This window comes from Streptomyces sp. S3(2020), from assembly GCF_013044505.1.
Taxonomy (GTDB): domain Bacteria; phylum Actinomycetota; class Actinomycetes; order Streptomycetales; family Streptomycetaceae; genus Streptomyces.
The window spans coordinates 1-22,586 of the sequence record NZ_JABERD010000157.1 but is presented as its reverse complement, the minus strand read 5'-3'; the positions used below and the strand labels follow the sequence as shown (position 1 = coordinate 22,586).

General features: G+C 70.6%; 20 protein-coding genes, 1 rRNA gene and 1 pseudogene. 16 read left to right on the top strand and 6 right to left on the bottom strand.

Annotation, left to right across the window (positions count from 1 at the left end; translation table 11 throughout):
* Positions 1-400: 400 nt before the first annotated feature.
* The gene (locus tag HLK59_RS35490; RefSeq protein ID WP_171145723.1) at positions 401-1,240 is read left to right on the top strand and encodes a hypothetical protein; all 840 of its coding nucleotides are present in this window, start codon (positions 401-403) and stop codon (positions 1,238-1,240) included.
* A 116-nt stretch (positions 1,241-1,356) separates the two neighbouring features.
* Here the strand turns inward: HLK59_RS35490 and disA are convergent, their stop codons facing one another.
* Entirely contained in the window at positions 1,357-2,481 is a 1,125-nt protein-coding gene (gene disA, locus HLK59_RS35485; RefSeq protein WP_171145722.1) for a DNA integrity scanning diadenylate cyclase DisA, read from the bottom strand.
* 81 nt (positions 2,482-2,562) lie between these two features.
* Positions 2,563-3,972 (bottom strand): DNA repair protein RadA, encoded by a 1,410-nt coding sequence (gene radA, locus HLK59_RS35480; RefSeq protein ID WP_171145721.1) that lies wholly within the window; start codon positions 3,970-3,972, stop codon positions 2,563-2,565.
* 198 nt (positions 3,973-4,170) lie between these two features.
* Between radA and HLK59_RS35475 the strand changes: the two genes are divergently transcribed.
* Positions 4,171-5,706 (top strand): sigma-70 family RNA polymerase sigma factor, encoded by a 1,536-nt coding sequence (locus HLK59_RS35475; RefSeq protein WP_171145720.1) that lies wholly within the window; start codon positions 4,171-4,173, stop codon positions 5,704-5,706.
* 15 nt (positions 5,707-5,721) lie between these two features.
* Here HLK59_RS35475 and HLK59_RS35470 read toward each other — a convergent pair whose 3' ends face one another.
* Complete coding sequence (locus HLK59_RS35470) at positions 5,722-6,507, bottom strand: hypothetical protein (protein ID WP_171145725.1); 786 nt, start codon at positions 6,505-6,507, stop codon at positions 5,722-5,724.
* 137 nt (positions 6,508-6,644) lie between these two features.
* Here HLK59_RS35470 and HLK59_RS35465 point away from each other — a divergent pair, with 137 nt between their 5' ends.
* The 4 genes from HLK59_RS35465 (at position 6,645) to ilvD (ending at position 11,091) form a co-directional block, all read left to right on the top strand.
* Complete coding sequence (locus tag HLK59_RS35465; protein WP_171145719.1) at positions 6,645-7,586, top strand: Ppx/GppA phosphatase family protein; 942 nt, start codon at positions 6,645-6,647, stop codon at positions 7,584-7,586.
* 103 nt (positions 7,587-7,689) lie between these two features.
* Positions 7,690-8,514, top strand: a complete 825-nt coding sequence (locus HLK59_RS35460) for a sugar phosphate isomerase/epimerase (protein ID WP_171145718.1) — start codon at positions 7,690-7,692, stop codon at positions 8,512-8,514.
* Entirely contained in the window at positions 8,511-9,116 is a 606-nt protein-coding gene (locus HLK59_RS35455; RefSeq protein ID WP_171145717.1) for a TetR family transcriptional regulator, read from the top strand. Before HLK59_RS35460 ends, HLK59_RS35455 begins: the two co-directional genes overlap by 4 nt.
* Before the next feature lie 121 nt (positions 9,117-9,237).
* The gene (gene ilvD / locus HLK59_RS35450) at positions 9,238-11,091 is read left to right on the top strand and encodes a dihydroxy-acid dehydratase (RefSeq protein WP_171145716.1); all 1,854 of its coding nucleotides are present in this window, start codon (positions 9,238-9,240) and stop codon (positions 11,089-11,091) included.
* A gap of 70 nt (positions 11,092-11,161) precedes the next feature.
* Here ilvD and HLK59_RS35445 read toward each other — a convergent pair whose 3' ends face one another.
* Positions 11,162-13,273, bottom strand: coding sequence for a serine/threonine-protein kinase (locus HLK59_RS35445; RefSeq protein WP_171145715.1), 2,112 nt, complete (start codon positions 13,271-13,273; stop codon positions 11,162-11,164).
* 182 nt (positions 13,274-13,455) lie between these two features.
* Here HLK59_RS35445 and HLK59_RS35440 point away from each other — a divergent pair, with 182 nt between their 5' ends.
* From HLK59_RS35440 to HLK59_RS51485, 6 genes and pseudogenes are all read left to right on the top strand, one after another.
* Positions 13,456-13,788 (top strand): SH3 domain-containing protein, encoded by a 333-nt coding sequence (locus HLK59_RS35440; protein WP_171145714.1) that lies wholly within the window; start codon positions 13,456-13,458, stop codon positions 13,786-13,788.
* Between the two features lie 183 nt (positions 13,789-13,971).
* Positions 13,972-14,280 carry an SH3 domain-containing protein gene (locus HLK59_RS35435; protein ID WP_171145724.1) on the top strand — a complete coding sequence of 103 codons (309 nt, stop codon included), beginning with the start codon at positions 13,972-13,974 and terminating at the stop codon, positions 14,278-14,280.
* Between the two features lie 66 nt (positions 14,281-14,346).
* Positions 14,347-14,688: a hypothetical protein gene (locus HLK59_RS35430; RefSeq protein WP_171145713.1), complete on the top strand. Its 342-nt coding sequence runs from the start codon at positions 14,347-14,349 to the stop codon at positions 14,686-14,688.
* 55 nt (positions 14,689-14,743) lie between these two features.
* Positions 14,744-15,250 (top strand): EamA/RhaT family transporter, encoded by a 507-nt coding sequence (locus tag HLK59_RS35425; RefSeq protein WP_171145712.1) that lies wholly within the window; start codon positions 14,744-14,746, stop codon positions 15,248-15,250.
* Between the two features lie 162 nt (positions 15,251-15,412).
* Positions 15,413-16,174 (top strand): class I SAM-dependent methyltransferase, encoded by a 762-nt coding sequence (locus tag HLK59_RS35420; protein ID WP_171145711.1) that lies wholly within the window; start codon positions 15,413-15,415, stop codon positions 16,172-16,174.
* Positions 16,175-16,188: 14 nt separating this feature from the next.
* A pseudogene (locus tag HLK59_RS51485) lies at positions 16,189-16,359 on the top strand (bifunctional DNA primase/polymerase); the annotation flags it as partial.
* Between the two features lie 7 nt (positions 16,360-16,366).
* On the opposite strand, the gene HLK59_RS35415 reads toward HLK59_RS51485, so the two are convergent.
* Complete coding sequence (locus tag HLK59_RS35415; RefSeq protein ID WP_171145710.1) at positions 16,367-17,800, bottom strand: SulP family inorganic anion transporter; 1,434 nt, start codon at positions 17,798-17,800, stop codon at positions 16,367-16,369.
* 282 nt (positions 17,801-18,082) lie between these two features.
* Here HLK59_RS35415 and HLK59_RS35410 point away from each other — a divergent pair, with 282 nt between their 5' ends.
* The 3 genes from HLK59_RS35410 (at position 18,083) to proC (ending at position 20,592) form a co-directional block, all read left to right on the top strand.
* Positions 18,083-18,895 (top strand): ABC transporter ATP-binding protein, encoded by an 813-nt coding sequence (locus tag HLK59_RS35410; RefSeq protein WP_171145709.1) that lies wholly within the window; start codon positions 18,083-18,085, stop codon positions 18,893-18,895.
* Positions 18,892-19,680, top strand: coding sequence for an ABC transporter permease (locus HLK59_RS35405; protein WP_171145708.1), 789 nt, complete (start codon positions 18,892-18,894; stop codon positions 19,678-19,680). Before HLK59_RS35410 ends, HLK59_RS35405 begins: the two co-directional genes overlap by 4 nt.
* 99 nt (positions 19,681-19,779) lie before the next feature.
* Positions 19,780-20,592: a pyrroline-5-carboxylate reductase gene (gene proC, locus HLK59_RS35400; protein ID WP_171145707.1), complete on the top strand. Its 813-nt coding sequence runs from the start codon at positions 19,780-19,782 to the stop codon at positions 20,590-20,592.
* Positions 20,593-20,650: 58 nt separating this feature from the next.
* Here proC and trpS read toward each other — a convergent pair whose 3' ends face one another.
* On the bottom strand, positions 20,651-21,670 hold the full coding sequence (trpS, locus tag HLK59_RS35395) for a tryptophan--tRNA ligase (RefSeq protein WP_171145706.1): 1,020 nt from the start codon (positions 21,668-21,670) through the stop codon (positions 20,651-20,653).
* An 842-nt stretch (positions 21,671-22,512) separates the two neighbouring features.
* Here trpS and HLK59_RS35390 point away from each other — a divergent pair.
* Positions 22,513-22,586, top strand: a 16S ribosomal RNA gene (locus HLK59_RS35390); the annotation flags it as partial.

The window sequence follows — 22,586 nt, the reverse complement described above, 5'->3', positions numbered from 1 at the left end:
GTGCCACCCCTCGGGGTGCGGCGGGGAGGGGCGCGTGGGGGCAGTGCGGGAGAGCCACGGCGCCTGACGGGTGGCGGCGGTGAGGTCGCGTCGGGTCGTGTCGGCCGCGTGGGCGCGGCGCGTCCGCCGTAGCCGTGGCCAGAGGTGCAAGGGCCGCGATCGCGAACGTCCATGTCCCGGCGGTGTGTCATACCCACGGGGGAGTGGGAGAGGGGAGAGCGGTGATGTCACGTACGGTAGGCGTCAGGCCTAAAAGGTCACGCCCCGCGATCATCACGCGCCCTGGCTCGTGAGGGCGACCGGGTGAACCGCCGCTTCCGGAATGATGATCCGGAAAAGTTGTGGTCCCCGGCGGCGGGTACGGGCGGCGAAGGCGCCGATCTCTCGTACAGTTTGCGCCGTGGGATCTCTGCGCAATCCGGTCGGGCCGCTTCCCTCCACCATCTACTGGCGACGGAGGGCCGTACTGCTGTCCGTGCTGGCCTTGTTGGCGTTGCTGATCGCCTGGGTCGTCTCCTCGGGCGGCGGTGGCGACAAGAACGGTGCCGACGGGACCAACGGCAAGAATCCCGCGCCTTCGACCATCACGCCGGGGCCGAGCGGCTCCGGGCCGGCGATCAGTCAAGCGCCGGGCGGACGCGACGAGTCGACGCCGGGCGGGGAGTCCGGGGGGACGGGGTCCGGGTCGGACGACGGGTCCGGTGACGGCTCCTCGACCTCCGGTACGGGTTCCGGGTCCGGCTCCGGCTCCGGTGGGTCCGAAGGCGCGGCCGGTGGCGGCGGCGCTGCGGGCAGCGGGGTCGGGCAGGACGACACCCTTCCGGCGGGTTCCGGGTTGCCCAACTGCACCGCCGGGTCCGTGAAGTTGAGCGTGAGCAGCCTCCGCAACGGCTACGGGCCCGACGAGACGCCGACGCTGCTGCTGACCGCGGCGAACTCCTCCGGTGGCGACTGCAAGGTCGATCTCGGGCCGAAGAGCGCGGTGTTGACGATCACCGAGGCCGCCGAGGACGACGAGTACTGGTCCTCCGCGGACTGCCCGAAGACCGCGGCGAGCCTGGTGTTCCGGGTGCCCGCGGGGAGCAGCATCACGTACACCGTGAAGTGGGACCGGAAGCCGAGTGCTCCGCAGTGCGCGACGCCGGCGGCGGGGTCCGCGGGGGCGGGGACGTATCTCGTGGAGCTGGCCGCGCCGGGGTACGCGAAGGCACAGACGTCGTTCGTTCTCGAAAGCGACTGAGGGGCAGCCGCTTCGGGGTATCTGCCGGGTTCTCCGGCGGGTACCGCGCCGTTGTGGCTTGTCGCGCCCACGCGGCGGAGCCGCACATCGATACAGCCCCACGCCCCTCCGGGGCGCTAGACGTACCGTTCCAGGATCGAGCTCTCCGCCAGCCTCGACAAGCCCTCTCGTACGCTCCGTGCCCGCGCCTCGCCGACCCCGTCGACCGTCTGAAGGTCGTCCACGCTGGCCGCGAGGAGCTTCTGCAGGCCACCGAAGTGTTCCACCAGGCGGTCGATGATCGCGCCCGGCAGGCGCGGGACCTTGGCGAGGAGACGGAAGCCCCTGGGCGACACGGCCGAGTCCAGGGTCTCGGGGGAGCCCGTGTAACCCAACGCCCTTGCCACCGTGGACAGTTCCAGCAGCTCCGCGTGGGAGAGCGCGTCGAGCTCGGAGAGCGCCTCGGCGACCGTGCGGGAGCGTTTTGCCGTGGGCTCGGGGACGTAGTCGCGGACCACCAGTTCGCGCTCCTGGTCCACGCCGGCGATCAACTCGTCCAGTTGCAGCGCCAGGAGGCGGCCGTCCGTGCCCAGCTCGACCACGTACTCGGCGATCTCGGTGGCGATGAGACGCACCATTTCCAGGCGTTGGACAACCGTCGAGACGTCCCGGACCGTGACGAGGTCCTCGATCTCCAGCGCTGACAACGTTCCCGCGACCTCGTCCAGGCGGAGCTTGTAGCGCTCCAGGGTCGCCAGGGCCTGGTTCGCCCGGGACAGGATCGCCGCCGAGTCCTCCAGGACGCGGCGCTGGCCGTCGACGTAGAGCGCGATCAGACGCATGGACTGGGAGACCGACACCACCGGGAAGTCGACCTGCTTGGAGACACGGTCCGCCGTGCGGTGGCGTGTGCCCGTCTCCTCCGTCGGGATCGTCGGGTCGGGCACCAGCTGCACACCCGCCCGCAGGATCTTCGATCCGTCCGTGGAGAGCACGATGCCGCCGTCGAGCTTGCACAGCTCACGCAGACGCGTGGCCGTGAACTCGACATCCAGGACGAAACCGCCCGTGCACATCGGCTCGACGGTCTTGTCGAATCCGAGCACGATGAGTCCGCCCGTGTTGCCGCGGAGAATCCGCTCCAGGCCGTCGCGCAGGGCCGTGCCGGGTGCCACGGCGCTCAGTGAGGCGCGCATCAGGCCATCGGCACCGGAGCTCCCACCGGACTTTCCGGGAGCTGCTGCCCGGTCGTTGGCTGCCACTGCACTCCTCCGGTCGCAGGTTCTGGGACGCTCCCGTTTCGCACCTTGGGTTCGTACGGACGGGCGAGACCAGGGCAAAGTCTACCGGCGCTCCTCCTCGTCCCGTGGGGCGTCTCGCCGACGCGACCGCGGAAGGACCCTCAGGGCGTCTCCTATGTCGGCGACTTCCAGGACCTTCATACCGGCGGGGATCTTGCCCGGGTCGCCCGGCACGAGCGCGTGGGTGAAGCCCAGACGGTGTGCCTCGGCGAGCCGGCGCTGGACGCCCGTGACCCGTCTGACCTCGCCCGCAAGGCCTACTTCGCCGATCGCGACGAGGTTCTTGGGCAGCGGGGTGTCGCTCGCCGCCGACGCCAGCGCGAGGGCGATGGCGAGGTCCGCGGCCGGCTCCGACAGCTTCACTCCGCCGACCGTCGCGGAGTAGATGTCCCGCTTGCCGAGTGCGCTGATCCTGCCTCGCTGCTCCAGCACGGCGAGCATCATCGAGACACGGGAGGTCTCCAGGCCCGAGGTCGTACGGCGAGGTGAGGGGATCTGTGAGTCGACGGTGAGGGCCTGGACCTCGGCGACCAGGGGACGGCGGCCTTCCAGGGTGACCGTCAGACAGGTGCCGGGGACCGGTTCGTCACGACGGGTCAGGAAAAGTCCGCTGGGGTCGGCAAGGCCCGTAATGCCCTCGTCGTGCAGTTCGAAGCAGCCGACCTCGTCCGTCGCGCCGTAGCGGTTCTTGACGCCGCGGACGAGACGCAGGCGCGCGTGCCGGTCGCCCTCGAAGGAGAGCACCACGTCCACGAGGTGCTCCAGCAGACGCGGGCCCGCGATGGCGCCGTCCTTGGTGACATGGCCGACGAGGAGGGTGGACATGCCGCGATCCTTGGAGGCGCGGATGAGCGCGCCCGCCACCTCCCGCACCTGGGCCATGCCGCCGGGGGCGCCGTCGATCTCGGGGGAGGCGATGGTCTGCACGGAGTCGAGGATCAGCAGGGAGGGCTTCACCGCGTCCAAGTGGCCGAGGACCGCGGCCAGGTCGGTCTCCGCGGCGAGGTACAGATGGTCGTCGATGGCCTTGATGCGGTCGGCGCGCAGCCGGACCTGACTGGCCGACTCCTCGCCCGTGACGTACAAGGTGCGGTGCTCGTCGCTCGCCGACTTGGCCGCCACGTCGAGGAGGAGGGTCGACTTGCCCACGCCGGGCTCGCCCGCGAGGAGGACGACCGCGCCCGGTACGAGTCCGCCGCCGAGCACCCGGTCCAGCTCGGGCACGCCGGTGGAGCGGGCGGTGGCCTGGCGGCCGTCGACCTGGCCGATGGGCACGGCGGAGGTGGTGACGCGGCCCGGGGCCGTCGTACGCACCGCGGGTGCGCCGTACTCCTCGACGGTGCCCCACGCCTGGCATTCGGGGCAGCGGCCGAGCCACTTCGCCGTCTGCCAGCCGCACTCCGTGCAGCGGTAGGCGGGTCGGTCCTTGGCGGTCTTCGTACGGGCAGCCATGCACGAACCGTAACGGGCGACACTGACAACGCCCGGCGGTGGCCGTGAACGCCCGGCACTAACCGGCCACTGACGTCGGGAACAGGCCACGGAATCCGGGGTTCCTGTCCCCTTATGAGGGATCGTTTCACCCGTACGGAGTAAAAGTCCTCAAGGGGGCGGAAGGGGCTGTCGCCCGCACCCTACGGTCCACGGGTGATGAGCAGCAGTCCGGAGACCTCGACCCGCACCACCGGCGCACACCGGGCGCAACGGGAGGCGCGTGACCGCGGTGCGGCGCGCACGCTGGCGCAGCGTACGCCGGCGCGCTACGAGCCGTATCTGGACGGCCTGTTCACCTACTGTCTGTCCGTACTGTGCGACCACGACGCGGCCACCGCAGCCCTCGGCGACGTCCTCGCGCTCGCCGAGCGCCGCCGCGGTCCGGAGGCGGCCGGGGACCGCCGGGCCTGGTTGTACGCGCTGGCCCGCTGGGCCTGCCTGCGCAAGCTGGCCGAGGCCAAGCAGAAACGTCAGGCCACCCACGCGGCGGGCCGGCACCACGCCGCCAGGCAGTCCGTCCCGCCCGTCTCCGAGGAGGCCCAGGAGGGGCGTCGGCGTGAACTCGCCCTGCTGGCCTGGCCGGAGGCCGCCGGCACCACCCCGGAGCAGCGCGAGGCGCTCGAACTCGCCGTACGCCACCACCTCGCCGCCCATGAGGTCGCCGCCGTCCTCGGCATGGACCTGGCCGCCGCCCGGGAACTGCTCGCCTCCGCCGCCTGCGAGGTCGAGCGCACGCGCGCGGCCCTCGCCGTCGTGGAGACCGGCACCTGCCCGAGCGTCGCCCACCTCACCGGCGACCACCAGCTGGTGATCGGCACGGCCCTGCGCCGCGAGCTCGTACGCCATGTCGACGACTGCCCGCGCTGCCGCCGTACCGCCGAACGCGCGGTCGCCGGCCGCTGGCCCGGGGCGATGATCACCCCCTCCGAGCTCCCCGTCCTCCAGGCCCCCCGCGCGACGCTGCACGTCGCCATGGCGCACTTCTCCCGCGCGGCCGCCCCCCGCTTCGACCGGCGCGGCTTCCCGATGGACCCCAAGGACCGCGCCGCCCGCCGCGACCGCCTACGCGCGCGTGCCGTCACGACGACCGTCGTCGCCACCGTCGTGGCGGCGCCCGTGCTCGCTCTGTGGGCCGCCTACCGGGGCAGCCCCACCGCCGAGGGCGCCGAAGGGCGCTCGGCCAGCGCCAGCGAGGCGCACGGTCCCGACAGCCTGGACGGCGAGGCCGCGGGCGGCTACGAGAACGCCGGCAACGCCAGCACCCGGCCCGCCGACCGCTTCACCAAGGGCGACAAACCCGATGTGTCGGTGAAGGTCATCAGCGTCACGGGCGCCGGCAAGAAGGGCGCCGGACATCTGGAGGTCGCGGCCGGCAACAGCGGCGACACCACACTGATCACCCTCACCGCCACCGGCGACGCCCCGGTCCGCTGGTCCGCGAGCACCGGCGCCGGCTGGCTCTACCTCAGCCAGTCCTCGGGAACCCTCGAACCCGGCGAATCGTTGACGATCAAGGTGTACGTCGACCATCTGCGCGAGCCGTCCGGCCACTGGAGCGCGCGCGTGGCCGTCTCACCCGCCGGCGCCGTCGTCTCCATCGAGGGCTACGGCACCGCGCCCACCCCGTCCGACCCGGCGAGCTCGACGCCACCGCCCAGCGACAGCGGCGACCCGAGCCCGTCGACCTCGTAGCGCGTCGTGAGCCTGTCAGCCCACCGGATCGGCGGGATGCGGCGCCAGCAGCGGCAGCTGCGAGGCCAGCCGCTCCTCGCACAGCTCGACCAGCCGGTCGTAGCCCGCCTTGCCCATCAGCTCGGTCAGCTCCGGCCGGTAGGAGACGTACACCGGGTCGCCTGCGCCGTGCGCCGAGGTCGCCGACGTGCACCACCAGTGCAGATCGTGGCCGCCCGGACCCCAGCCGCGGCGGTCGTACTCACCGATCGACACCTGGAGCACCCGGGTGTCGTCGGGCCGGTCGATCCACTCGTACGTCCGTCGCACCGGCAGCTGCCAGCAGACGTCCGGCTTGGTCTCCAGCGGCTCCCGGCCCTCCTTGAGCGCCAGGATGTGCAGCGAGCAGCCCGCGCCGCCGGCGAAACCGGGCCGGTTCTGGAAGATGCACGAGCCCTTGTACGGGCGGGTCTGGCGGTCGCCGTCCTCGTCCTCCGAGATCCAGCCGCCCGCTGTGCCCTCGTCGTGGAACTGCCAGATCTCCGGAGTGAGCCTGGCCACATGCCCGGCGACCCGCTTCTCGTCGTCCTCGTCGGAGAAGTGGGCCCCCAGGGTGCAGCAGCCGTCGGCCGCGCGGCCCGGCTGGATGCCCTGGCAGCCGCTGCCGAAGATGCAGTTCCAGCGAGAGGTCAGCCATGTCAGATCGCACCGGAAGATCTGCTCGTCGTCCGCCGGATCAGGGAATTCCACCCATGCGCGCGCGAAGTCGAGCCCCTTCTCGTCGGCTGCCAGGGCCTTCTTCGACTGCTTCGGTGACTTCACCGGCGACTTCGCCTGCGAAGAACCGCTGGAAGATTTGTCGGTCTTCGCCTTTTTCGTCTTTGGCACAGGGACAGGGTAAGACGCTTGGCAAGGCTCCGGATACGGCCGACCCCGCAGGTGGCAGTAGCGTTCCGTACATGAGACTCGGTGTCCTCGACGTGGGATCGAACACGGTGCATCTGCTGGTGGTGGATGCGCACCCGGGCGCGCGCCCGCTGCCCGCGCACTCGCACAAGGTGGAACTGCGCCTCGCCCAACTCCTCGACGAGGGCGGCGCGATCGGCCCCGAGGGGGTCGACAAGCTGATCGGTGTCGTCAAGGAGGCCCTTCAGGCCGCCGAGGACAAGGGCGTCGAGGACCTGCTCCCGTTCGCCACCTCCGCGGTCCGCGAGGCCAGCAACGCCGACGACGTCCTCGCGCGCGTGCACGCCGAGACCGGCGTGGAGCTCCAGGTCCTCACCGGCGCCGAGGAGGCCCGCCTCACCTTCCTCGCGGTCCGCCGCTGGTTCGGCTGGTCCGCCGGAAAGCTGCTGGTCCTCGACATCGGCGGCGGCTCCCTGGAGATCGCGTACGGCATCGACGAGGAGCCCGACGCGGCGGTCTCGCTGCCGCTGGGCGCGGGCCGTCTGACGGCGGGCTGGCTGCCCGGCGACCCGCCGGACCCCGAGGCCATAAGGGCGCTGCGACGCCATGTCCGCGCCCAGATCGCCCGCACCGTCGGCGAGTTCAGCCGCTTCGGCGCCCCCGACCACGTCGTCGCCACGTCCAAGACCTTCAAGCAGCTGGCCCGCCTCGCCGGCGCCGCCCGCTCCACCGAGGGCCTCTACGTCCAGCGCGAGCTGAAGCGGGAGTCCCTGGAGGCGTGGGTGCCGCAGCTGGCGGGGATGACCGTGGCGCAGCGCTCGGAGCTGCCCGGGGTCTCGGACGGCCGCGCGGGACAGCTGCTCGCGGGTGCGCTGGTGGCCGAGGGCGCGATGGACCTGTTCGGCGTGGAGAACCTGGAGGTCTGTCCGTGGGCCCTGCGGGAAGGCGTCATCCTGCGGCGACTTGATCACATGGGGTCCGGTGTGGGCACGTGACCGGTGCGGGGTACCCGGGCACCCCGCACCCGCCTATGGCGATCGCCACAACGGCGAATAGCCGCCCCGCACCCCACCCGTCGCAACCCTTAGGCTGACCCCCGTGGCAGAACCAGTCGTACGGATCCCGGATGCGAAGGTCGCGCTCTCCACGGCCTCCGTGTACCCGGAGTCCACGGCGACGGCCTTCGAGATCGCCGCGCGCCTCGGATACGACGGTGTCGAGGTCATGGTGTGGACCGACCCGGTGAGCCAGGACATCGAAGCCCTGCGCCGCCTCTCCGACTACCACCAGATCCCGATCCTCGCCGTACACGCCCCCTGCCTGCTCATCACGCAGCGCGTGTGGTCCACCGACCCCTGGGTCAAGCTCCAGCGCGCCCAGGCGGCCGCCGAGAAGCTCGGGGCGTCCACGGTCGTCGTCCACCCGCCGTTCCGCTGGCAGCGCCAGTACGCCCGCGACTTCGTGAGCGGCATCTGGCGCATGGCGAACGAGACGGACGTCCGGTTCGCCGTCGAGAACATGTACCCCTGGCGCTACCGCGACCGCGAGATGCTCGCGTACGCCCCCGACTGGGACGTGACGAAGGAGGACTACCGTCACTTCACGATCGATCTCAGTCATTCGGCCACGGCCCGTTCCGACGCGATGCACATGGTCGACCGCATGGGAGACCGCCTCGGCCACGTCCACCTCGCCGACGGCCGGGGCTCGGCCAAGGACGAGCACCTCGTCCCCGGCCGCGGCACCCAGCCCTGCGCCGAGCTGCTGGAACGTCTCGCCCTGACCGGCTTCGACGGCCATGTCGTCATCGAGGTCAACACCCGGCGCGCGATGTCCAGCGCCGAACGTGAGGCCGACCTGGCGGAGGCCCTGGCCTACACGCGGCTGCATCTGGCCTCCGCGGTGAAGGTGCCGCGGCCATGACCGGCGTCACCTCGCGGAAGCGGGGCCGCCCTCCCGGTACGGAATCGGCCGACACCCGCGACCGCATCCTGACCGCGGCCCGCGAGGAATTCTCCGAGCGGGGCTACGAGAAGACCTCGGTACGCGGCATCGCCAAGGCGGCGGGGGTCGACTCGGCCCTGGTCCACCACTACTTCGGCACCAAGGAGCAGGTCTTCGAGGCGGCCGTCGAGGTCGCCTTCTCGCCGGCCCTGAAGGTGCGGGACGTGGTCCTCGAAGGTCCCTTGGAGGATGTCGGCGAGCGCATGACCCGCTTCATCTTCGGGCTCTGGGAGAACCCGGTGACCCGCAAGCCGCTGCTCGCGATCATCCGGTCCGCGGTGAACAACGAGGCCGCGGCGACCGTCTTCCGCCGACTCGTCGCCGCCCAGCTGATGCGCCGGATCGCCGGCGAGCTCGACAGCCCGGACGCGGAGCTGCGCGCCGAGCTCGCGGCCGCGCAGCTGGTGGGGGTGGCGATGATGCGGTACGTGATCAGGATCGAGCCGGTCGCGTCGGTGGACGTGGAGCAGATCATCACGCGGGTGGCGCCGGTGGTGCAGGGGCATCTGACGAACCCGTGAGACACCTTCCGGGGTGGTCCCGGGTGAGACGGGCGTCCCGTATTCCGGACACCTTGTCCGCCCCCTGGATGACCGGCGTACGCTCGATAGCAGCCCTATCTGTCTGAAGGAGCGATCGACGATGCCCGAGCTGAGGTCCCGCACAGTCACCCACGGCCGCAACATGGCGGGCGCACGCGCCCTTATGCGCGCCTCCGGTGTACCGGGTGCGGACATCGGCCGCAAGCCGATCATCGCGGTCGCCAACAGCTTCACCGAGTTCGTGCCGGGTCACACCCACCTCCAGCCGGTCGGCCGGATCGTCAGCGAGGCGATCGTCGAGGCCGGCGGCATCCCGCGCGAGTTCAACACCATCGCGGTGGACGACGGCATCGCGATGGGCCACGGCGGCATGCTGTACTCCCTGCCCTCCCGCGACCTCATCGCGGACTCGGTCGAGTACATGGTCGAGGCCCACTGCGCCGACGCCCTGATCTGCATCTCCAACTGCGACAAGATCACGCCGGGCATGCTGAACGCGGCCCTGCGGCTGAACATCCCCACGGTCTTCGTCTCCGGCGGCCCGATGGAGTCCGGCCGCGCCACGCTGGTCGACGGCACGGTCCGCACCCTCGACCTGGTCGACGCGATGTCCGACGCCGTGAACGACAAGATCTCCGATGAGGACATGCTCCGCATCGAGGAGAACGCCTGTCCGACCTGCGGCTCCTGTTCCGGCATGTTCACGGCCAACTCGATGAACTGCCTGACCGAGGCCATCGGCCTCTCCCTCCCGGGCAACGGCTCGGTCCTCGCGACCCACACGGCCCGCCGCCGCCTGTACGAGGACGCGGCCCGCACGGTCATGGACATCACGCGCCGCTACTACGAGCAGGACGACGAGACGGTCCTGCCGCGCAACGTCGCCACCTTCGCGGCCTTCGAGAACGCCATGGCCCTCGACATCGCCATGGGCGGCTCGACCAACACGATCCTGCACCTGCTGGCGGCCGCCCAGGAGGCGGGCGTCCCCTTCGGCCTGGAGGAGATCAACGAGGTCTCCCGCCGGGTGCCGTGCCTCGCGAAGGTCGCCCCGAACGTCGCGAAGAACCGCACGTACTACATGGAGGACGTGCACCGCGCCGGCGGCATCCCGGCCCTGCTGGGCGAACTGCACCGCGCGGGCCTGCTGCGGGAGGACGTCCACTCGGTCCACAGCCCGTCCCTGGCGGACTGGCTCAAGACGTGGGACGTCCGCGGCGGCTCCCCCTCCGCCGAGGCCGTGGAACTGTGGCACGCGGCCCCGGGCTGTGTCCGGTCCGCCGAGGCCTTCTCCCAGTCGGAGCGCTGGGACACGCTGGACGAGGACGCCGAGGGCGGCTGCATCCGCAGCGCCGAGCACGCGTACTCCAAGGACGGCGGCCTGGCGGTCCTCAAGGGCAACCTGGCGGTCGACGGCTGCGTGGTCAAGACGGCCGGCGTCGACGAGTCCATCTGGACCTTCGAGGGCCCGGCGGTCGTCTGCGAGTCCCAGGAAGAGGCCGTCCAGAAGATCCTCACCCAGCACGTCAAGGAGGGCGACGTCGTCGTCATCCGCTACGAGGGCCCCAAGGGCGGCCCCGGCATGCAGGAGATGCTCTACCCGACCTCGTACCTCAAGGGCCGCGGCCTCGGCAAAGCCTGCGCCCTGGTCACCGACGGCCGCTTCTCCGGCGGCACGTCCGGCCTCTCCATCGGCCACGCGTCCCCCGAGGCGGCGGCCGGCGGCACGATCGCGCTCGTCGAGGACGGCGACCGCATCCGCATCGACATCCCGAACCGCACCATCGAACTTCTCGTCGACGACGCCGAACTGGCCCGTCGTGAGGAGGCGCTGGGCGGGGTGTACGCCCCCAAGAACCGCGAGCGCAAGGTGTCGGCCGCGCTGCGGGCCTACGCGGCGATGGCGACGAGCGCGGACAAGGGCGCGGTGCGGGACGTCTCCAAGCTGGGCTGAGCTCAGGGAACTCGTGAGGGCCGCTTCTTCGGAGGCGGCTCTTTCCGTTTCGGAGACGGCCCCTTCCGTGTCACCAGGCCGAGGGATTACGGGCGTTCACGGCGAAGACGGTGCCGTCGGGGGCGGTGGCGTAGACGTGGCCGTGCAGGACCTGGGGCGTCGACAGCGTGGCCGCCACCTCGTCCGACTTCGGGTCCAGGCGCGGCGGTGTCTGTCCGAGCAGCCTGCCCTCCTCGGCGTCGACGGCGAGCAGCCGCCCGTCGGCGGCGCTGACGTACACGAGGCGGCCGTCGGTCACCGGAGCGGAACCCTGGCTCACGGACGTCTCAAGGGACCACGACTGCTTCTTCTCGCTCAGGTCGACGGCCACCAGAGAGCCACCCGTGCCCATGAGGAGGACGCGATCGCCGTCGACACCGGCCTGCGCCTGGTAGACCGGCACGGTCAGAGCCACCCGCCGCGAGTCTCCGGACACGGGGTCGTAGCGCACCACGGCATCGGACTCCCCGCGGACGCTGCCGCCCGACAGGAAGAAGACCTTGCCGTCGGCGCCGCCGACCGGCTTCAGCGTTCCGTCGAGCTGTTCGTCCCACCGCACGTCTCCCGTGGCCGGATCCACGGCCGTGACCCGGGTGCGTGACCCGTCGGCGGATCTGCTCGTGGCGTACGCCAAGGGGCTGCCGGGGAACGCGTACAGCAAAGGGCTCTTGGCGCCCGGTATCCATTTGGTCCACTTGGGCTTGCCCGAGGCGCTGTCGACGCCGGTGACCTTCCCGTCGGCGCTGGTCAGCAGCAGCATGGCGCCCACATGGCGAAAACCGAGGTACGCGGAGAGGTCCAGCTTCCACCGCGTGCTGCCCGACGACGGGTCGAGAGCCAGCAACTGCCGGTCCGAGGGCGACAGTACGTGGACCAGCCCGCCCGAGAGGACCGGCGGCTCACCGGGGGAGTCCCCCTTGCCGAGCGCGTGCCGCCACACCACGTGTCCGTCGGCCGGCGCGAGCGCGCTGACCAGCCCGGCCTGTGTGCACAACAGCCGCTGCGCCCCGTACGAGCACCGGGGCAGCCCGCCCTTCCCCGCTCGCGGCTTCGTGGCCCAGGCGTCGAACCCCGCGGGCGTGGTCCGCGCCGAGCCGGTCTGGGCCGAGTCGGTCCTCGGCGGGGTGTCTTCGCCGCCGAGCAGGTGGACCGAAGCAAGCGCGACGATCCCGGCGAGGACCAATCCGCCGACCCCCAGCACCATCGCTCTGCCCGTACGCCGCCCGCGCCGCGGTTCGGGCTTCTCGGCACGTGGTTCCGGTACGGGTTCAGCGCCCGCCCGCTGCGCCGGGATGAACGCCTGCGTGTCGTACGACGCCGCCACCGACCGCAGCTCTCGCATCAACTCGTCCGGTGTGGGCCGGTCTTCGGGCTCCTTGGCCAGACACCGCACGATGAGCGGGGCGAGATTCGCCGGTACGCCGGTCAGATCGGGCTCGTCATGGACGACCTGGTAGGCGACGACGTACGGACTGTCGGAGTCGAACGGCCCCCGCCCCGTGGCCGCGTGCACCAGCACGGAACCCAGCGCGAAAATATCGGCGGCAGGACCGACCTCGCGCGGCCGTCTGAACTGCTCCGGCGCCATGAACGGGGGCGTGCCGATCAACTTCCCGGTCTCCGTGCGCAGTTCGCTGTCCTTTGGCCGGGAAATGCCGAAGTCGATGACCTTCGGCCCGTCCTCGGCGAGCAGCACATTGCTCGGCTTGAGGTCGCGATGGACGACCCCGACCCTGTGAATGTCACGCAGCGCCTCGGCCAGCCCGGCCATGAGCCGGCGCAACTGCCCGGCAGCCATCGGCCCGTTCCGCTTCACCTCGTCGGCGAGGGTCGGCCCGGGAATGAACAGCGTCGCCATCCAGGGCCGTTCGGCATCCGGATCGGCATCGACGACCGGCGCGGTAAAGGCACCGCTCACCCGCCGCGCCGCCGCGATCTCCTGCCGGAACCGCCCTCTGAACTCAGGGTCCTTGGCGAACTCGGCGTGCACGATCTTCACCGCGAGCGTCATCCCCGAACCGCTCTGCGCGCGATGTACCACGCCCATACCGCCGGAGCCGAGACGTGACTCCAGCTTGTAGTGACCGGCGTATTCGGGAAGTTCCGCTTCCGCGCCCGCTCCGGTGTCGTGCTGTGGCGCCATGGAACCACCCCCGTGCTGTACGTCCGCGCGCGCGACGCACGGAGCCTAGTCGATGACTCGTGCGAGACAGAGGCGGCTTGCTAGCGTTCGTGTGCGAGTTGCGCATGTCTGTTTCATGGCGTGATTCAGGGGAATCAACGGGGCCCCATGACAACCGTGGGGCTCAACGGGGGAGGCTTTTCATGTCTGTTGACCGTGTGGAAGAGACCGAGGACGGCGAGAAGGCAACCGTCGCGACAGCGGCGGCGACCTCGGCGGCGGCCGTGCGCTACTACCCCATCGCTCCGGGCTACCGCCTGAACGTGCGCAGCGGCCCCGGCACCGGCTACCCCGTCGTCGACGTCCTCCCCGAGGGCTCGCAGGTCCCGATCCTGTGCCAGTCACCCGGCACGACGATCACCGGCCCGTACGGCACCTCGAACATCTGGGACTGCATCGCCAGCGGCGAATACGTCTCGGACGCCTACGTGAAGACCGGCAGCGACGGCTACATCCGCCCGCGCTGCGCCCTCTGAACCCCGCCGACACCCGGGCACCGGACACCGCACCGTCCGCGACGGCCGGCACGTCTCCCACGCCCACGTCCACATCCACACCGGATCCACACCGGCAGCGACGGCCGCACCGCCGACCGCTGCCGGTGCCCCCACTCCCCCCCCCAGAGGACTCCCATGTCATCCCTGAAGCGCAGATCCGTCATGCTCGCCGGCCTCGCCGGCGCCTTCCTCATGGTCGGTGCGGCACACGCCGAGGCCGCGGTCCGCTACTACGACACGGCCCCGGGCTATCGCCTGAACGTCCGCAGCGGTCCGGGCACCGGCTACACCATCGTCCGTGTCCTCTCCGAGGGAGCCAAGGTCCCGATCTACTGCCAGCGGCCGGGCGAGACGGTCACGGGCCCGTACGGCACGTCGAACATCTGGGACAACATCGACAACGGCGAGTACGTCTCGGACGCGTACGTGCACACCGGCAGCGACGGCTACGTAGCCGCCCGCTGCTCCTGACCCAGGAGCTCCGGCACCCCGTACGGGACGTCGAACATCACCAGCAAGATCGAAAGGATCTCCCCAGTGACCTTGTTGAAGCGCGGATCCCTCGCGCTCACCAGCACTGCCGCAGCCTTCCTCACCGTCCTCGGTGTCGCCTCCGAGGCCTCCGCCGCGGGCTACCCGATAGTCGGAACCTCGAACGTGAACGCCCGTACCGGCCCGGGAACCAGCTACCAGATCATCAAGACCTACAGTCCGGGCACGACCGTCTCGATCGTCTGCCAGCGACCGGGCGAGACGATCACCGGACCGCTCGGCACCTCGGACATCTGGGACAAGACCGCCGATGGCGTCTATGTCTCGGACACCTACGTGAAGACGGGCAGCGACGGCTACGTGGCCCAGCGCTGCCCGGGTTCGTGACCAAGGGCTGCTGAACCCCTCGGAGCCCGCGGCCACCCGGAGCCATAATCGACGCGTGAGCGACGACAACGGCACCCAGGAAAACCCCGCGGGCTCCGCACCCGGCCCCCGCCCCGAACCCATCCGTTTCTTCGGGACGACCTGGGTCGACCACGACAACGGCTACCCGGCCCGCCGCATCGGCGCCGCCGTCGGTTCCCTCGCCGCCGTGGTCGGCTCCTGTCTCGTGCTCCGCTTCGCCTTCCAGGGCTTGCAGATCGCGGATATCGGCAGCTTCGTCACCCTCCTCATGGTCGTGATGTTCGCGATCTGCAGCGCCCTCGCCTTCCGCCACACCTGGGAGGGCTTCACCAAGCGCGCGGACCCCGACCGCCAGTCCTCCCTCCGCGGCCTGCTGGCCATCGGCTTCGTCGGCTCGCTCCTCGCCTACTTCTTCCGCTCCCTCACCGAGGCCCCGGGAGAGAAGCTCCATCGCGCGGAGTACGACACCGCCGCCAAGCAGTACGAGAAGCGCACCGCCCGCCGCACCGGCAACCCGTCGAAGAAGCGCCGCCGCTCCTAGGTCCTGACGTCACCTTCCCTTCTCCCCTTCCCCCAGAGGGGGGGTGCCCCCAGCCCCGCGACGCCATGCACGCTGCCGCACCGGGCACAGGCGACCTAGCCGGACCCCGCTTCACACCGAAAAATCACCGCCCGCCTCGCCGAACCCGGTCACCATGGCCCTATGACGGCTCCCTCGCACACCGCCCGCGCCCACTCCTTCAACGCGGCCGCAGCCCAGTACGCGGCGAACCGCCCCTCCTACCCGCCCGGCCTCTTCGACGCCGTCGAGGACCTCGCCGGCCGTCCGCTCACCGGCTCCCGCGTCGTGGACGTCGGCGCCGGGACCGGCATAGCCACCGCCCTCCTGCACGCCCGCGGCGCCGACGTGATCGCCGTCGAACCCGGCGACGGAATGGCCGCCCAGTTCCGCCGGACCCACCCCGACATCCCGATCATCCGCGGCAACGGCAACACGCTGCCCCTCGCCACCGGCTCCGCCGACCTCCTCACGTACGCACAGGCCTGGCACTGGACCGACCCGAGCCTCGCGATCCCGGAGGCCGTCCGCGTCCTGCGCCCGGGCGGCGCGCTCGCCCTGTGGTGGAACACCGAAGCCCTGGACGTGCCGTGGATCGCCGATGCCGCCCGACGCGTGGAGAGCCACCTCGGCCTGAACATCGCCGAGGAGAAGCTGAACGTCAACGCCCACGTCGCCGACCCTGCCGACCGGCTCGACTTCACCCGCCGAGTGGTCCGCTGGAGCCGCCGCGTGACCGTCGACGCCCATCTCGCCAACCTCGGTAGCCACTCGACCTTCCTGGTCCAGGGCGAGGAGTCCACCGCGGCCTTCCTCGCCGAGGAGCGCGGGCACCTGACGCACGCCTTCCCGGACGGCATCGTCGAAGAGGTCTACGACGTCATCCTGCTGCTGTCCAGGACCTGAGCCCACCGAGGAGCAGTCCCTCCGCTGGGGTGGGTGTCGCCTGCGGTCCCGCCGGGCTCGTCGTCCTCGACGTGGACGCGCACAGTGCCCAGGTCCCCGACCGCGGCCGCCTGCTGCCCGGTATCCCCATGCCCGAGGCCGTGAACCTCACCGGTCTCGCCTCGGGTGTCGGCACCCTCGCCCTGGGCCGCCTCACGCCCCGGCCGGCCCGCTCGCCGTCAACACCTGCCCCCGCCCGGCGGCCCATCCCTCCAGGGCCGCCGCGCACGCATGGTCCAGATGCCGCAGCCCGCTCAGCTCCAGCCGCACCTCCCGGTCCCGCGGCAGCGCCTCCAACGCGTCCAGCAGCTTCGGCAGCCGCAGGAACGTCGCATGCCCCAGCACCCTTACGACGATCCCCGCCTCGCCCCCGTCCTCGGTCTCCACATGCACATGGCTGGCGTCCCACGCGGTCTTCGCCACCGCCAGCGCCAACCCCACCAGCACCCCCTCGAAGAGATTGCCGACGACGATCGCCGCCGCCGTCACCACCAGCACGACCACCTCCCCGCGATGCCCGCGCCACAGCACCCGCACCTCCCGCACCGGCACGAGCTTGCACCCGGCATGCACCAGCAGCGCGGCCAGCGCCGCCACCGGAATCACCCCGAGCACCCCGGGCACGACGACCGTGAAGACCAGCAGCCACACTCCGTGCAGCACCCGGGACGCCTTGGTCCGCGCCCCCGCCCGCACATTCGCCGCGCTCCGCACGATCACCGCGGTCATCGGCAGGGCACCCAGGACCCCGCACACCGCATTGCCCGCGCCCTGCGCGATCAGTTCACGGTCGTAGTCGGTACGCCGTCCGTCGTGCAGCCGGTCCACCGCCGCCGCGCTGAACAACGACTCGGCGGACGCGATCAGCGCGAAGGCGATCACGGTCCCCAGCACGCCCACTTCCGTGAGCCGCCCGAGATCCGCGGCCTCCGGCAGCCGCACGGCATCCAGCAGGCCCCGCACCTCGACCCGGCGCACGTCCAGGCCGAACACTCCCGTCACCGCCGCCGCGAGGCCGACCGCGATCAGTGGCGCGGGCACCAGGCGAGCCCCGCGCTTCCATCGCGGCCACAGCAGCAGTACGGCAATGGTGGCACCCCCCACTGACAACGCCACCGGGTCCAGCAGTCCGGGCAGCGACACCAGCCCGGCCAGCTTGGCGAGACCGCCGCCGGGCGCGTTCGCGTCGCCCAGCGCGTAGACCTGGCCCGCGATCAGGACGAGGCCGATACCGGCGAGCATCCCCTGCACCACGGCCACCGACACGGCCCGGAACCACCGCCCCAACCGCAGCACCCCGAGCCCCAGCTGCACCAGGCCGGCGCCGAACACCAGCACCCCGAGCGCCCCGACCCCGTACCGCTGCACGGCCTCGTAGACGAGCACCGTCAGCCCCGCCGCAGGCCCGCTCACCTGGAGGCTGCTGCCGGGCAGTACCCCGGCGACCAGCCCGCCGACGATCCCGGTCACCAGCCCCAGCTCGGCGGGTACACCGGAGGCGATGGCGACGCCCACACAGAGCGGCAGCGCCACGAGAAACACGACGAGGGACGCGAACAGATCGGCCTTGCGTACGCCACAGCGCATGACAGGAGCACCTCCGACGATCGACGACGGTCACGGGATACGGGGAGATGCGTGGGCGCCGTGCCGGGGGAGGGCACGGCGAACCTCGGTGCGCGGCATATGACCTCGCACTGAAATCCATTGTCGGGAACGGGAGTTGATCGCGCAGTCGCTTCCCGAGGCCGTCGGAGGGATCCGGGAGCACGCGAACCGGACCACACGCTTCCGATCACGCCGCCGCGCGCCGGGCCGCCGAACGCCACCGGCTTGACGGCGCCCGCCCACGAGAGCAGTATTCATCACATGATGAATTATTCCTCCGGCCCACCCGACACCGGCACGCAGACCACCGACAGCCCGGCCGTCCGAGCCGAAGGCCTCACCGTCGTCCGAGGCCCCCGCACCGTCCTGCGCGGCCTCGACTTCACCGTCCCGCGCGGCCAGATCACCGGTCTGCTCGGCCCCTCCGGATGCGGCAAATCCACCCTCATGCGCTCCGTCGTCGGCACCCAGGCCAAGGTCACCGGCACCCTCGACGTCCTCGGCCACCCCGCCGGCCACCCCACCCTGCGCACCCGCATCGGCTACGTCACCCAAGCCCCCTCCGTCTACGACGACCTGACCGTCCGCCAGAACCTCGACTACTTCGCCGCGATCCTCGCCCCCGGGCGCGCCGCCGCCGACCGCCGCCACTCCGACGTCACCCGCGTCATCGAAGACGTCGACCTCACCAGCCACGCCGACGCCCTCGCCGGCAACCTCTCCGGCGGCCAGCGCAGCCGCGTCTCACTGGCCGTGGCACTCCTCGGCACACCCGAACTGCTGGTCCTGGACGAACCGACCGTCGGCCTCGACCCCGTCCTCCGCCGCGACCTGTGGAACCTCTTCCACGACATCACCACCCAGCGAGGAGCGACCCTGCTCATCTCCTCCCACGTCATGGACGAGGCCGAGCGCTGCCACCGCCTCCTCCTCATGCGCGAAGGCGAGATCCTCGCCGACGACACCCCGGACGCCCTGCGCCCCCGCACCGGCTCCGAGACCGTCGAAGCCGCATTCCTGCACCTCGTCGACGAGGCCGTCGCAGCCGGACGCAAGAAGGAGACGACCCGATGAGCACGACGACCGCCACCACGACCGCCACCCCGGCCCCCACCAGCGCCCTCAGCGCCTCCCGCACCCTCGCCACCGCGGCCCGGGTACTGCGCCAGCTCCGCCACGACCCCCGCACCATCGCGCTGATGATCCTGATCCCCTGCGTGATGCTCTTCCTGCTGCGCTACGTCTTCGACGGCAGCCCGCGGACGTTCGACAGCATCGGCGCCTCCCTCCTCGGGATCTTCCCGCTGATCACGATGTTCCTCGTCACCTCCATCGCCACCCTGCGCGAACGCACCTCCGGCACCCTCGAACGCCTCCTCGCCATGCCCCTGGGCAAAGGCGACCTCATCGCCGGCTACGCCCTCGCCTTCGGCGCCCTCGCGATCATCCAGTCCGCCCTCGCCACCGGCCTCGCCGTCTGGTTCCTCGGCCTGGACGTCACCGGCAGCCCCTGGCTGCTCCTCCTGGTCGCCCTGCTCGACGCACTCCTCGGCACCGCACTCGGCCTCTTCGTCTCGGCCTTCGCCGCCTCCGAATTCCAGGCCGTCCAGTTCATGCCGGCCGTGATCTTCCCCCAGCTCCTCCTCTGCGGCCTGTTCACCCCCCGCGACAACATGCACCCCGTCCTGGAGGCCATCTCCGACGTCCTCCCGATGTCCTACGCCGTCGACGGCATGAACGAGGTCCTCAACCACACCGACATGACCGCCGCCTTCGTCCGCGACGCCCTGATCGTGGCCGGGTGCGCACTGCTCGTCCTCGCCCTGGGAGCGGCCACCCTGCGACGCCGCACCGCATAAGCCGCACACGTCCCGCCAACCGGACAGCCGAGCCGCACACCCACCCCCGGTGCGAGGATGAACCCCGGACGACGCAACCCCCGGAGGGCACCCGCAGCCATGACCCAGAAAGTCGCAGTCCTCGGCACCGGCAAGATCGGCGAAGCCCTGCTCAGCGGAATGATCCGAGGCGGCTGGGCCCCGGCCGACCTCCTGGTCACGGCCCGCCGCCAGGAACGGGCCGAAGAGCTCCGCGCGCGCTACGGAGTCAACCCGGTCACCAACGCCGAGGCCGCCAAGACCGCCGACACCCTGATCCTCACGGTCAAGCCGCAGGACATGGGCACCCTCCTGGACGAACTCGCCCCCCACGTCCCCGCCGACCGCCTGATCATCAGCGGCGCGGCAGGCATCCCCACCTCCTTCTTCGAGGAGCGCCTCGCAGCAGGCACCCCGGTCGTCCGCGTCATGACGAACACCCCCGCCCTCGTCGACGAGGCCATGTCCGTCATCTCCGCCGGCACCCACGCCACCGCCGGGCACCTCGCCCACGCCGAGGAGATCTTCGGCGCCGTCGGCAAGACGCTCCGCGTCCCCGAGTCCCAGCAGGACGCCTGCACCGCCCTCTCCGGCTCCGGCCCGGCGTACTTCTTCTACCTGGTCGAAGCCATGACGGACGCCGGCATCCTGCTCGGCCTGCCCCGCGACAAGGCCCACGACCTCATCGTCCAGTCCGCGATCGGCGCCGCCACGATGCTCCGCGACAGCGGCGAACACCCGGTCAAGCTCCGCGAGAACGTCACGTCCCCCGCGGGCACCACGATCAACGCCATCCGCGAACTCGAGAACCACGGCGTCCGAGCCGCCCTCATCGCCGCCCTCGAAGCCGCCCGCGACCGCAGCCGCGAGCTGGCCTCCGGCAACAACAGCTGACCACCCGCCGCCCCCTGCTCCATCCACCTCAGGGGGCGGCGGCCCAGCACACGTCGCCCTAAGCGGTCACCGCGATATCAGCGGCCGCCGGAAGCAACCCGATCGCCCGATACGCCGCATCGACGGTCGGCCGGGCCATCGCCCGAGCCCTCTGCGCACCATCCCGCAGCACCCCCTCCACATAGCCAGGATCCGCGCACAACACCTTGTGCCTCTCCTGCACGGGCCTGAGAACCTCGACCACGGCCTCCGCGGTGTCCTTCTTCAAGGCGCCGTACGACTCATATACACCGCTCAGCGCCTCCGGGTTCCCACCCGTGCACGCCGCGAGGATGTCCAGCAGATTGGCGAGGCCCGGCCGGGCCTCCCGGTCGTAGACGACCTCCCGCCCGCTGTCGGTCACGGCCCGCATCACCTTCTTCCGCACCACGTCCGGCTCGTCGAGCAGATAGACGATCCCGGGCCCGGTGTCATCGCTCTTCCCCATCTTCGAGAGCGGCTCCTGGAGGTTCATCACCCGCGCGGCCACCTTCGGAGGCGTGGCCCGGGGCACCACGAACGTGTGTCCGTACCGCTGGTTGAACCGCACCGAGACATCCCGCGCCAGTTCCACATGCTGAGCCTGGTCATCGCCCACCGGAACCTCGTCGGCCCCGTACGCCAGGATGTCCGCCGCCATCAGCACGGGATACGTCAGCAGCGACAGCCGCACACTCCCGCCCCGCAACCGCTCACGCGCGGCCTTCTCCTTGTACTGGATCATCCGCCGCATCTCGCCGTCCGTGGCCACGCACTCCAGCAGATACGAGAGCCGCGCGTGCTCATCCACATGACTCTGTACGAACACGGTGCACAGCTCCGGATCCAGCCCCGTCGCCAACAGCAACGTCGCCGCCTGCCTACTCAGCCGCCGTACCCGCGCCGGATCGTGCTCCACGGTCAGTGCATGCAGATCGACGACACAGAACAGGGCATCGGCCTGGTGCTGATCGACGGCTGCCCACCGCCGCATGGCCCCCAGGTAGTTCCCCAGCGTCAGATGCCCGGTCGGCTTGACCCCACTGAAGACTCGCGTCATCACTTCTCCATCTCCTGGTCGAGACCGCCGTCCCCGACGGCCGGCCCTCAGGAGCTCCGGAGGGAGATACGAAAACGGCCGCCGAAGCGGCGGCCGTTGAGCGCATACGCAGGTCCGGCCGCCGTCAGGCGGCCCACCACTGCTGGGTGTACGTACGCGTCGTCATGCGGACCAGGGTACGCCCGCAGGGGTCTGTCCGGGCGCGAGTTGACACTCCCCGTCCCGGTACGTAGTGTTCTCCGAGTTGTCCGACGTGAGCGCCGACCCCGGTCGGTCCCCGGACAGCCATTCCGCAAGTACCAACCTCTAGTCGACTTCAGTCGATCCGGCTGCTGTCTTTCTATTGGCATGCGTATTTGCGAAATGAGGAATCCGCGTTCGAAAGGATGCAGGCCCCGATTAGCGCGGGACCACGGAGTCCGCTAAAGTCTCACTCGTCGGAACGGCCCAACAGCCGGGAAGGCAAGCCCCTCTGACTGGGAGTCAGGCCCGAAGGGATCTGATAGAGTCGGAATCGCCGGAAAGGGAAACGCGAAAGCGGAAACCTGGAAAGCACCGAGGAAATCGGAACCGGAAACGGTCTGATAGAGTCGGAAACGCAAGACCGAAGGGAAAAGCCCGGAGGAAAGCCCGAGAGGGTGAGTACAAAGGAAGCGTCCGTTCCTTGAGAACTCAACAGCGTGCCAAAAATCAACGCCAGATTAGTTGATACCCCGTCTCCGGCCGTCACGGTCGAAGATGAGGTTCCTTTGAAAAAACATACAGCGAGGACGCTGTGAACCATCGGCTTATTCCGCCGGTGGTTCCGCTCTCGTGTGCGTGCACCGGATGACCGGTAAACATTCACGGAGAGTTTGATCCTGGCTCAGGACGAACGCTGGCGGCGTGCTTAACACATGCAAGTCGAACGATGAAC